This is a genomic window from Spirosoma arcticum (assembly GCF_054779955.1).
This window is the reverse complement of sequence record NZ_BAAGXG010000004.1, coordinates 213931-226687: the sequence shown is the minus strand read 5'-3', so window position 1 is coordinate 226687 and position 12757 is coordinate 213931. Positions and strand designations below refer to the sequence as shown.

The window sequence follows — 12757 nt, the reverse complement described above, 5'->3', positions numbered from 1 at the left end:
CTGGTTGTGTATCCTGGTGGTACGGCATACCAACGGCCACGTCCGGGCGTAAAACAGATTTCTTCTCGTCCGGACGTGGCCGTCGGTATGCCGTACCACCAGGATACAACCTACTCCACCAAACACCCCACCGCGTCTGTTCTGGCAACTACCACGTCTTTCCCAGCCAGCACCGCATCGAGGGCATCACGAAGATAGTGTTGCATAGCTTCGGACCGGTGTTTGCCCAAGGCCACATACCAGTCGTCGATCGCTCCCTGATACTGAATTTTGCCCGTAGAGTCCATCACTACCACTTCGGGCGTAACGCGTACCCGCAACTGCCGGGCGAGTCGCGCACCGGGATCAGGTTTCCCGGCTAACGACAGCCTGTATTCGGTCTGAAACCGGCGAATGGTACGGGGCGAGTCGGTGCGCAGGGGAAACCAAGCCTGAAACCGGACCCCTGACGAATCGTACTGCCGCTGTAGGTCGGTGAGTTGCCGGGTGTACTGTTGACTAATCGGGCATTCGGTACTCAGGAAAACATGCACCGTTAGGCCGGGCGATGGTACTGGACGGAAAAGCGCGTGGTTCACTACTGCTGATGTAATCAGCAGGAACAGTTGACACAGACCGAGAACATAGCGCATGGCATAAAGGGACAATCAGGTTGAGAAATACAAAGTCACAAGTACGTAACAAACGCGGTGATGATTTGGAAACACAAAATTTCTGGTCTTTGACAACTGATTATTCCGTATTTTTCTGAATATTGTTTGGCTAAAAGACAGAATAATCAACTCGCCATCGTTAGTAATAAAATTGACTGCCTGTTTACGAACCTGGATGCAGTACGAAAACCACCCGGCAACACGTTTCGTATATCGTCGGGCATCACTTTGCTACTAAGAGCGACATTTTCACCCACTCTATGAGGAAATACTACGGTACTATCATTTTCGGAGTCTTGTGTTTACTGCTGTCGGGCAACCTGATGGCGCAGGGCATTCGCATCTCCGGGCGGGTGACGTCCGCAGGCGACGGTCAGCCGCTGCCCGGCGTTAACGTGCTGGTTAAAGGCACCACCAACGGGATTAGCACCGACGCCAACGGAAACTACAGCCTGACCATTCCGGCCGGGTCAGCTACGTTGCTGCTCACCTCCATCGGTATCGTGACGCAGGAGGTAGCCGTCGGCAACCGCACCGTCATCAACGTGCAAATGGTGGAAGCGATCAATGAATTGACTCAGGTAGTCGTGACGGGCTACAATACTACCCAGCGCAAAGACATTACCGGCGCTATCACATCGGTCTCTCCCGAAAAATTCAAGAACATTCCCGTTACCAGCTTCGACCAGGCCCTTCAGGGGCAGGCTGCCGGAGTAAATGTAACGCAGTCATCGGGTACGCCGGGTGGGGGAATCAACGTTCGGGTGCGGGGCAGCACCTCCATTTCGGCCTCCAACCGCCCGCTGTTCGTGGTCGATGGCGTTCCGGTGGAAGACGGTGGACTGACAAATCGGGAGTTTGGCGGGCAGCAGGACAACGCGCTGGCCCTGTTCAACCCCAGCGACATTGAAAGTATCGACGTACTGAAAGACGCATCGGCGAAAGCAATCTACGGGTCGCGGGCGGCTAATGGTGTCGTGCTAATTACGACCAAGAAAGGCCGGTCTGGCCAGAAAACGACGTTCACCGCCGACGTTCAGCGCGGCATGATCGACATGGTTCGTCGGCCCGATCTGCTTAACGCATCAGAACTGCTCGATTTACAACGGGAGTCCGTCACCAATGCCGGGCAGGACCCTGACAAGCTGGGTTTGATCAAAGGCGTGAACGACGGCATCAATACCGATTGGGTTGACGCGATAACCCGGCGGGCCATCTTTCAGCAGTATCAGCTTTCGAGTCAGGGGGGCAACGACAAGACGCAGTTCTACCTCAGCGGCAGCTACCGAAACGAGGAGGGGGTGCAACTGAACAACCAATTCGGTCGCTACACGGGTCAGTTCCGGTTCGATCACAAGGCGACGTCGCAACTCTCGTTCGGCATGAACATTACGTTGTCTCGGGCCAAGAACAAGCGCGTCAAAGGCGATAACTTTTTGGACGGCGTGTACTCCGCAGCGATCAAAAGCCTGCCCTACCATTCGCCCTACGACGAATTTGGTCGGCTCTACGGCCCCAGCGATCCCAACTACGCCGGTTTTCCTAATTTCAACCCGGTTGGTCAGGCCGTGCTGCCCCGGTTTGAAAGTTACACCGCCAAACTCCTCGGCGGGCTGTATGCCGAGTACGAATTTATCCCGAACCTACGGTTTCGTTCCAAGGTTAGCGTCGACTACAACAACATCACCGAAGACAACTTTGAACCGTCGACAACGGCCATCGGTGGTTTTCTACCCAGCGTGGGTGGACAGGGTTACGGAGATTTTAGTAACTCGACTTACTCGACGCTGATCAATACCAGTACACTGACGTATAATTTCCAGGTTGCCAGTAAGCACAAAGTCAACGCGATGGCCGGGTTCGAGGTGCTGCAACGGGAGGAAGTATACGGAAACCTACAGGGACGGCTTTTCCCGAGCGATGATTTTACCTACATCACCTCCGCCGGGGTCGTTGACCAGGGTGAATCATTCCGGGTGAATAGTGGATTGGTTTCTACACTGGGCGAGGTTCGGTACAATTACGATGAGCGGTACTTAGCCACCCTCACGGCCCGTTATGACGGTTCGTCGCGGTTTGGGCAGAGCCGCCAGTTTGGGCTGTTCCCGTCGGGGTCGCTGGCGTGGCGCATTTCGGCCGAGCCGTTCATGCAGCGATTCACCTTCCTGAGCGATTTGAAACTGCGGACCAGTTTCGGTTTCACGGGGAATGAACGCATCGGCGATTTTCAGTATTTGGGTACCTGGTCGTCGGTAACCTATAGCGGTTCAACGGGTGTGGGGCCAGCGGCTCTGACCAACCCACTATTGCAGTGGGAACGCACCCGCGAAGCGAACGTTGGTTTGGACGCGTCGTTTTTTAGCGGTCGGCTCACGCTAACCGCCGACGCCTACAGTAACCTGACCGACAAGCTCCTGTTTGCGCAGCCCATCCCACAAACGACGGGTTTCAGCAGTGTGCAGGGTAACATTGGCAAGGTATCGAACCGGGGCGTCGAACTGACGATCAACACGGTGAACATCGACCAGGGGCCGGGCGGCATTCGCTGGAGCACCGACCTGAACCTGTCGCGGAATGAGAACAAAGTGGTGGAACTGACGGGCAGCGAACCGATTTTTCGGGGCTATACCGGTAATGGTGTTGCGCGAACGAACGTCATTCTGCCCGGTCAGCCGCTGGGCACGTTCTGGGGGTTGAAATTCCTCGGCGTTGACCCCGCCACCGGCGATGCCATCTACGATGATAAGAACGGCGACGGCCGCATCACCCCCGACGACGGGCAGGTAACGGGCAATGCGCAGCCCAAGCTGGCTGGCGGCTTCACCAACCGGGTTAGCTGGAAAGGCATCGAACTGAGCGGTTTCTTCCAGTTCACCTACGGCAACAGCATCCTGAACCTCACGAACCAAACGTTGGTGAATACAGGCGACGACCTGGAGAGCAATCAGTCGCGGAAGGCGCTTCAGCGGTGGCAGAAAGAGGGCGATATCACCAGCGTACCGAAGTACGTGTACCAGAACACGTATAACAATTACCTGAGCAGCCGGTATCTGGAGGACGGTTCTTACGTCCGGCTGAAAAACGTAGCCCTTGGTTACAACTTGCCTAAACAGTGGATTTCGCGTTATAAATTGACGAACGTGCGGGTCTACGCGTCGGGCACCAATCTCTGGACCCTGACGCGTTACTCCGGTCCCGACCCGGAAGTCAGTACGCTCGACGGCTCAACGGTATCCCAGGGTATTGACTTTTTTACCTTCCCCCAGGTCAAAACCGTGATTGTGGGGCTGTCAGTAAACTTCTGATCTTCATCTCATTTTGTTGACTGAATACTCTCATTTTATGATTCGTTTTATTCGATATAGCCTGTTATTCATTTTGTTGGGAGCCGGAGCCTGCCAGGAGATACTGGAACCAAAGCCCGTTAATCTGCTGGTCGATGAGCTGGTGCTCAACGAAGTTGCCGACGTTCAGCCCGTTCGATTAGGGATGTATAACGCCCTGCGCGGAACGGCTGCGCCAACGATTATTGCCGGGGATTTCACCGCTGATTACGTCCTGTTCAATGGGACGTTCAACGACTACCGCGAACTGAGTACCAAACAAATTACGGCGGCTAACGGGGCCGTTAACGCATTATGGAACGGCCTGTACCGGACCATTTACGTGGCTAATTTCATGCTCGAAAACCTGCCCAACGTAACGGGTGTACCCGAAGCCACGCGGAAGCAGGTGGTCGCTGAAGCCCGGTTTTTGCGCGGCTACGCTAACTTCATCGGTACCAACACCTACGGCGACATTCCGGAGGTGACCACGACCGACCAGGTCGGCAACCGGGTTATTGGCCGCACGGCAAAAGCTACGATTCTGGCGTCGGTACTGGCCGATTATGAAGCGGCCCTGACCGACTTGCCCAGCGTAGCGGCCGGCTCGACCAACGTCACGACTAACGCTACGTATCTCAATAAAGTAAACTGCCGGGCGGCAATGGCCCGCTACTACCTGTACCAGAAAAACTGGGCGAAGGCCGAAGAATTAACCACGCTGGTAATCAATTCCGGTGTTTACAGTTTGGAGCCTAACTACGTAGACCTGGTGACGCAGGATTTCACAAGTGAAGCAATTTTGGAAGTGGGCTACAATCTGTCCGACGATCCGGGGACCAGTTCGTTCGGATTGAACAACATCCTATCTGCACGGCGGGAGTTAATTCCGTCAAATCAGTTGGTCGTTTCGTTGATCTCGGCGGAGGCTGGTACGCGCCGGGAAACGATTGGTTTCAGCACCCAGAACCTGCGCGGCAGCGACAATGGCTGGACGGTGCGTAAGTACGGAACGGCGTCGGAAGACAACAACAACATCGTGCTCATCCGGCTGGCCGAAATGTACCTGATCCGGGCCGAAGCGCGGGCGCAGCAGGGTAAACTCGCTCCGGCCGTTGCTGACCTGAACGTGCTGCGCACCCGTGCCAAAGCACCAGCCATTGCCGTTGCGGCTCAGGCTGAGATGTTGCTGGCCGTGGAGCGGGAACGGGTCTATGAACTGGCTTTTGAAGGGCACCGCTGGTACGATCTGGTCAGAACGGGCCGGGCGCAGGCAGTGGTATCGGCGTTCTCGTCCAACTGGAACAGCCGGTATGAACTATGGCCTATTCCGCAGAGCGAAATTCAGCAAAACCCCACGCTGAGAGGGCAGCAAAATCCAGGGTATTGAAGGGAGTTGGTGAGTTAGTAAGTGGTGCGTATCCTGGACGGCCACGTCCGGGCGAGAGCAAATTAGTATTACGCCCGGACGTGGCCGTCCAGGATACACCGCTCCACCCAGCCGAGCTAAATACCCGCGAAATTCTTAACCGATTTCGTCAAAAACAGGACATGAAACACGATATAGACAATAAAAAAACACGGGCGGGCTGGGCCGGTTTGCTGATCGCAGCCATCTTTGGTCTGGCGGCAATTGGTTGCGAAGAACAGGATCTGGATCGTACGTTTGCGGGTCCCTACTTCGTGCGGTTTACCGACTCGACGCTGACGGTCAAAGAAAGCAATACCCAGCCCATTGCCATTCGGGTGCACAACGCGGGGCCGATTCAAAATCAGGCCATCACCGTCAATTACGCCGTGAGTGGATCGGCCCGCGAAGGCAAAGACTACACGATTGCAGGCACCAAAGGCACGGTTGTGATTCCGGCTAACAAAAGCTTCGGCGAAATAAGTGTGCAGCTCATTAACAACGCCAACAACATTCTGGAGATACAGTCACTTGTTTTCACGCTGACGGGTGTTCAGCCCAGTTCGCTGCAGGTGGGGTTTGGCAAGGACAACGCCGTGGGTCGAAAGCTGTCGCTGACCATTCAGGATGAGTGCCTGTTTGGGGGTTTGTACACCGGCAGTGGCCGCGTTCGCAACCAGAACGTTTCGGTTCGAGACGTGGAAATCACCAGCACGAACTGCAAAGACTATACGCTGACCAACTGGAACATCGGTTTGGATAATTTTATACTATTCGGAAACTCAACGCTGTTCGGTTTTCAGGCAACCAAACCAACGCTCACGTTCATTGATAATGGCGACAACACGCTCACGGTGGCTCCGCAGTCGAATGCTGAATTCGGGTCGAGCGACACCTTACAGGGGAATGGTGCCTGGAACCCCCGAAACCGGCAGATAACGCTGAATCTTCAGGCTAAAATCAGACTTGGCTTCAGACGCGATACCGTGATCACGTACCGCGACACGACGTACTTCTTTACCCAGACATACATACCGCAATGATGCGAACCGTGCTACGCTTTCTGCTGATTCCCGCCCTATTTGGCGGACTCTTTGGTGGTTGCTCCGAAAAGATCGAGCCAACCCCAACCACCTATAGTCAATTGCTCACCGGCACTGAAAAGAAAACCTGGCGCATGGTGTCGCTCCAGATTCTTGACAATGGCCAATCGAGTGGCGTCACGCCCGTTACTCAAAGTGGTGTGGATCCGTGCATTTACGATGATTTATGCACGTTTTACGCGAATGACGAGCGTAAATTCGAGGCTACTGAAGGGTCAACCAAGTGCAACAACGCCGACCCGGACCTGTACCTGACCGATAACTGGACGCTCATCAACGCCGATGCCTCGCTGGAATTTTACGTGCCCGTTGTGAACGCTAAATTTCCGTGGACCATTAAAAACCTAACGGCTCAGGTACTGACGATTGAATACTTTTTTCCGGATATCAACGCCAGTTACCGCTTTACGTTTAACGCAACCACGACGAAATAAGCTATGATCCGATTTATACTCAGCGGATGTCTGCTCGTTTGGCTACATACCACCCTATCAGCCCAAACGATCCGTAAACCCGAACAGTGCGCCACCATGGAGATGGATAGTCTGCTGCGGGCGCGGAATCCGGAGTTGGGGACACTTAACGAGTTTGAGCGGGCACTGCAGCTTAAAGTGCTCGACATCAAAAAGAAAATGCAGTCGGGCCGGTTGGCCGCAACAGTCATTACCATTCCGGTCATTGTTCACGTCGTGCACAACGGCGAGGCCGTGGGCGCGGGCCGCAACCTGAGCGAAGCGCAGGTGAGGGCACAGATCGAAACGCTCAATGAAGATTTCCGGCGGAGGCCTGGCACGCGCGGTTTCAACAGCGACCCAGCCGGTGCCGACATTGAAATTGAGTTCTGCCCGGCGGCCGTTGACCGGCAGGGCAGGGCAATGGCTGAGCGAGGCATCGACCGCTACAACGGTAACCGCGCCAACTGGGACCGCGACGAGATCGAAGGCGTCCTGAAACCCAGCACCTACTGGGACCCCAATAAATACTTCAATATCTGGGTACTGGAGTTCAACAGTGCCGACCGGTTGCTGGGCTACGCGCAGTTTCCGAGCCAGTCCAACCTGCCGGGCATCCCCACCAATAGTCCTGCCAGTACTGACGGCGTCGTGGTCAACTACCGCTCGTTTGGTAACGCCGAAAAAGGCAACTTCCCAAACATGCAGGCTCCGTATAATCTCGGCCGGACGCTTACCCACGAGGTTGGGCACTGGCTCGGCCTGCGTCACATCTGGGGTGATGCCAACTGCGGAGACGATTTCTGCTCCGATACCCCCCCGCAGGCCTCCGAAAGCCGGGGCTGTCAGGTGGGGCGGGTAAGCTGCGGGGGTGCTAACATGGTGCAGAACTACATGGACTACTCCGACGACGGCTGTTTTAACATCTTCACCAACGACCAGAAAGCCCGCATCCGAGCGGTCATGGAGATTAGCCCGCGCCGGGGTAGCCTGCTCACGGCTAACGTGTGTGGTACGCAGGTCGTGAGTCGCCCGTCAGCCAACTTCCGGGCCGAAACCCGGCGCGTGTTGCTGGGCGGTCAGGTCCGGTTTACCGATCTGTCGGCCAACTTCCCCACGCGCTGGGAGTGGACGTTTGAAGGCGGCACACCCACTACATCGACCGAGCAAAACCCGACCGTTGTCTATACCACGCCGGGCAAGTTCAAGGTTACGCTTACCGTATTCAACAGCGTCGGGCCGTCGGAGCCAGTGGTACGGACGGAATTTATCGAGGTGCTGAACATGGGCCTTTGCGCCGACCTGACTAACTTCAACGGCACCGCCACCGTGCTGCGCGAACCGGGCGGCACGGGCTACGTAGCCGGGCAGAATAGCCGCCGGACGCAGGCCGTTTCGGAGTTTTTCGACAACTCGTTGAGCTACAGCAATCTCGCCGGAACATCGCTCCAGTTCGGGGTGGCCAAATCGGTCCGGGGCGCGGCTTCTGAAGCGGTTGTGACCGTCACGGTCTGGAACGGGCGGGGCTTCCAGAACGGGCCGGGTGCTATTCTGGAGCAGAAAGACGTACCGTTGCGCATAATTCTGGACGACGTTGCCAACAACCGCCCCACTGCCGTCACCTTCGACCGAAACGTGCCGCTGAATGGGCTGCCGTTTCACATTGGCATCACGCTGCCGTACGTAGCCGGTGACACCGTCGCGCTGACGACGACCCGCAACGGGGAATCGGTTTTCGCTACTGCCTGGCGACAGAACCGGCAGGGCGACTGGCTGCGCTACGCCGATAGTCTCGGTCTGAACGTAGCCCATAACATTGCGGCCCGCGTTGGCATGAAAGCGTCGGTGCAGGTGGCTACCTCGTCGATATTCATAAATCCCGGCGAAACCGTTACGCTCAACGCACGTGGTGCCAGCGTATTCACCTGGACGGGTACGGGCCTGAACACCGCACTCGGCCCGCAGGTGGTAGCGCAGCCAACTCAGTCAACGTCTTACACGGTATCAGGGACAGGTTTGGATTTGTGTACAAGCCAGGCCGTGGTGCAAGTGTACGTTCGGGCGGGCACCGTTACGGCTGTGCCCGAACCCATTGAACCGGCCCTAACCGTGTCGCCTAATCCCAGCGATGGTCCGCTCACAGTATCGCTCAGTAGTCCACAGCGGGGTTCACTCACGCTGTCGGTGCGCAGCCTGACCGGGGCCGAGGTCATCCGGCAAAAGCACCAAAAAAACGCGGAGCTATTCCAGCAGCCGCTCGATTTACGAACGGCACCGACCGGGCTGTACGTGCTGGAGGTACTGGTTGACGGGGTCCCGTTCAGGCGAAAATTGCTGAAGCAGTAAGGTGAATGTATGAACAACAGGAGGAGCCGTTCTACAAAAACGGCTCCTCCTGTTGTTTTAAGAGCTATTCGTACAGGAGACTGTAGACGGACAATTAATTGGTTAGCCTGTTCAGCAACGGATTGATTTATTGGTCAGCCATTAGATATAGATTATTCACAGTCGCCATTACTGATAGACTATTCAGCAGAGTCATTTACCAATGTTAAGGAATAGGTGATCGTACGGCGCAATGGTACATACTAAGGGCTTTTTTGCATTAAACAAATAGTAGAAAAAACGCACTAATTGAACACTGCACCTATTTCAACGGTTTGCACATTTTTTAGGTATGAAGTTGAGTTAACCAATTATTAATCCGTATTTTGCCTTATTGTCATCCATAAAACTTCACTATATGAGACATTTTGTACTGTTTATGGTACTATTTATCGGTGCTATATTCACCAACTCAGCACTTGCGCAGGAACGGCAGGTGACGGGTAAAGTTATCTCAGCGCAGGATAATGCGGCACTTCCAGGGGTGTCTGTTGTGGCGAAGGGTACTGCGCGTGGTACGCAGACTGATGCCGACGGAAATTACACAATTACGCTACCGGCCAATATCGGTACATTGGTCTACAGCTTCGTGGGCGTCACGACGCAGGAGATTAACGTGGGCAACCGGGCGGTTGTTAACGTAACGTTAAGCAATGATACCCGTTCGCTCGACGAAGTGGTCGTAACGGGTTATGGTGCCCAGTCGAAGCGCAATTTGACGGGTAACATTGCCCGGGTTGCCTCACGAGACATTGAAAACATTCCGGTGCCCAGCGTTGAGCAGGCTATTCAGGGTAAAGTGGCCGGTGTTCAGATCACGTCATTGAATGGCAAAGTGGGGCAGGGACTGCAGATTCGGGTGCGGGGCAATTCGTCCGTAACGGCCAGTAGCCAACCCCTCTACGTTGTTGACGGTATCCCCATTACCTCGGGCGATCAGTCGTCGACAACCGCACCTACCAACCCCATTGCCGACCTGAACCCGAACGACATTGAGTCGCTGGAGATTTTGAAGGATGCCTCGGCGTCGGCTATTTACGGCTCGCGGGCGTCCAATGGCGTGGTGCTGATTACGACCAAGAAAGGCCGCGTCGGCAAGACCACTTTCGAGGCCTCGGCCTACACCGGCAGCAGCGAACCAACAAATCTGAAAGGATTCCTCAATACACAGCAGTACGTCGAGTTGTTTGAAGAAGCCCGCGCTAACTCCGTCGCCTTAGGGATTATTGGAACAACGGCCACCGCCCTGCAAAACCGGTTCACGCGCTATGCCGCCGGTGACCGCACCGGTTGGGAAGGCCCGAACCCGAAGTATAATACTGACTGGGAACGGCAGGCGTTTCAGGATGCGCCGTCGCAGCAATATGACCTTAGCGCCCGGGGGGGCGACGCCAAAACGCGCTTTTTTGTGTCGGGGCAGTACTTCGACCAGAGCGGAATCATCATTAAGAATCGGTTCCGCCGGTTGAGCGGCCGGGTTAACCTCGACCACAGCGCTACCGAAAAACTCACCATTGGCGTAAACCTGAACGTGGCGCACTCCAAAAACGACCGCGTTTCAAACGACAATGCGTTCTCAACCCCGATGCAGATTGTGGCGCTGCCGCCCCTGCACCCGGTCATTGACCCCCGCACCAATCAGATCAGCGGTGATTACACCTTGTATTATAACCCGTTGCTGAACCGCGATTTTGCTTCTCTACAGGCTCGCGTGTACCGGATATTCGGCAGCGCCTATGCCGATTATAAACTATTGCCGGGCTTATCGTTCCGCACGGAGTTTGGCACGGACATTTTAAGTCAGCAGGAAGACGAGTACTACGGCCGCGAAACGGCCCGCAACACAGGTGCCCCCAACGGTCTGGGTACGAATAGCTTCCGGCAGGTTATCAATAACACAACGAATAACTACTTCAGCTTTGGCCGGACGTTCAACGAAAAGCACGATGTCGATGCCACACTGGGTATGTCGTATCAGGAGTCGCGCTCGAATTTTAACAGCGTAACGGCGCAGCAGTTTCCGAGTAATGCCTACAAGCAGATCGTTTCGGGTGCTAAAGTCACGGCGGGCACGGGTACCGAAACGCGCTTCAACTTCTTATCCTACTTTGCGCGGGCCAACTACCGGTTCAACAATAGATACCTGCTAGGCGTGTCGGGCCGGGTCGATGGGTCGTCCCGGTTCGGGGCCAACAACCGGTACGGCTTTTTCCCGGCTGCGTCGGTGGGCTGGATCATTACGGAGGAATCGTTCATGAAGAGTTTACCCGTGCTAAGCCTGCTGAAACTGCGTGCCAGCTATGGACTGACGGGTAATGCCGAAATCGCTAATTTCGGATCGTTGGCATTGTATTCAGCCGAAGCGGCCGGTTATGCCGGAATTCCCGGTCAGGCACCTGACCAGATTGCTAATCCCGATCTGACCTGGGAAAAAACCCTGCAAACTGATATTGGGCTGGAGTTTGGCCTGTTGAACAACCGCCTTTCGGGTGAAATAGATTATTACGTCAAAAACACCACGGGCCTTTTGCTGGGCGTTAACGTACCTGGTTCGTCGGGCTTCCGAACGCAGTTGCGCAACGTAGGTGAGATGGAGAACAAAGGCGTCGAATTCGTTTTCAATTCAAGCAACCTGACGGGGGCCTTCAAGTGGAACACCTCCCTGAACATTGCCTATAACAAAAATATCGTAACGAACCTCGGGGGCACCACCATCAACGGAAGTTTCCTTAACCGAGCGCAGGAAGGGCAGCCGCTGGGCGTATTTGTTGGACCGGAATACGCCGGTGTCGACGTGCAGAACGGCGACGCGTTGTACTACCTGAACACCCAAAACGCCGACGGAAGCCGTGACCGCACGACGACCAACGACTACAACGCGGCCGAATTCGTACCGCTGGGCAATCCGTCGCCCAAGTTCATTGGGGGCGTTACCAACACGTTCAGTTTCAAAGGCATTGATTTGAGTGTGTTGTTCAATGGACAGTTTGGCAATTACATCTACAACGGGGGAGGAAAGTTCCAGTCGGCCAATGGCGACTTTTACGATAACCAGACGACCGATCAGTTGAACCGCTGGCGGAATCCGGGCGACGTAACGAACATCCCGCAGGCCCGTCTCCTGAGTGGTAACGGAACGGGTGAGTCGTCGCGTTATCTTTCGAAGGGTGACTTCGTCCGGTTGCGGACCATCACCCTGGGCTACTCGTTGCCAACGACCCTTGTCAACCGCGTTAAACTAACTCGGGTACGGCTTTACGTAACGGGACAGAACCTGCTGACCTTCACCAATTACAACGGCTGGGACCCTGAGGTTAACTCGGATGCCTACGTTACCGGAGCAACCGGCCCCATTAACATTGGCGTTGACTTCTACTCGGCTCCCCAGCCCCGCACCATCATTGGTGGTTTACAGATCGGATTTTAACGAAAG

General features: G+C 55.2%; 7 protein-coding genes. 6 read left to right on the top strand and 1 reads right to left on the bottom strand.

What is annotated here, in order from left to right; all coding sequences use genetic code 11:
- Positions 1–110: 110 nt before the first annotated feature.
- Positions 111–632 (bottom strand): thioredoxin domain-containing protein, encoded by a 522-nt coding sequence (locus tag ACYVHB_RS10725; RefSeq protein WP_461051720.1) that lies wholly within the window; start codon positions 630–632, stop codon positions 111–113.
- A gap of 281 nt (positions 633–913) precedes the next feature.
- On the opposite strand from ACYVHB_RS10725, the gene ACYVHB_RS10720 reads away from it, so the two are divergent.
- The 6 genes from ACYVHB_RS10720 to ACYVHB_RS10695 all read left to right on the top strand — a co-directional run bounded on the left by ACYVHB_RS10720 (position 914) and on the right by ACYVHB_RS10695 (position 12751).
- Positions 914–3958: a SusC/RagA family TonB-linked outer membrane protein gene (locus tag ACYVHB_RS10720; protein ID WP_461051719.1), complete on the top strand. Its 3045-nt coding sequence runs from the start codon at positions 914–916 to the stop codon at positions 3956–3958.
- A gap of 37 nt (positions 3959–3995) precedes the next feature.
- Positions 3996–5366 (top strand): RagB/SusD family nutrient uptake outer membrane protein, encoded by a 1371-nt coding sequence (locus ACYVHB_RS10715; RefSeq protein WP_461051718.1) that lies wholly within the window; start codon positions 3996–3998, stop codon positions 5364–5366.
- A gap of 161 nt (positions 5367–5527) precedes the next feature.
- Positions 5528–6427, top strand: a complete 900-nt coding sequence (locus ACYVHB_RS10710; protein WP_461051717.1) for a hypothetical protein — start codon at positions 5528–5530, stop codon at positions 6425–6427.
- On the top strand, positions 6424–6921 hold the full coding sequence (locus ACYVHB_RS10705) for a hypothetical protein (RefSeq protein ID WP_461051716.1): 498 nt from the start codon (positions 6424–6426) through the stop codon (positions 6919–6921). Before ACYVHB_RS10710 ends, ACYVHB_RS10705 begins: the two co-directional genes overlap by 4 nt.
- Positions 6922–6924: 3 nt before the next feature.
- A complete protein-coding gene (locus tag ACYVHB_RS10700; RefSeq protein WP_461051715.1) occupies positions 6925–9285 on the top strand; it encodes a M43 family zinc metalloprotease in 2361 nt (786 codons plus the stop codon).
- A gap of 397 nt (positions 9286–9682) precedes the next feature.
- Complete coding sequence (locus ACYVHB_RS10695; RefSeq protein ID WP_461051714.1) at positions 9683–12751, top strand: SusC/RagA family TonB-linked outer membrane protein; 3069 nt, start codon at positions 9683–9685, stop codon at positions 12749–12751.
- Positions 12752–12757: the final 6 nt, after the last annotated feature.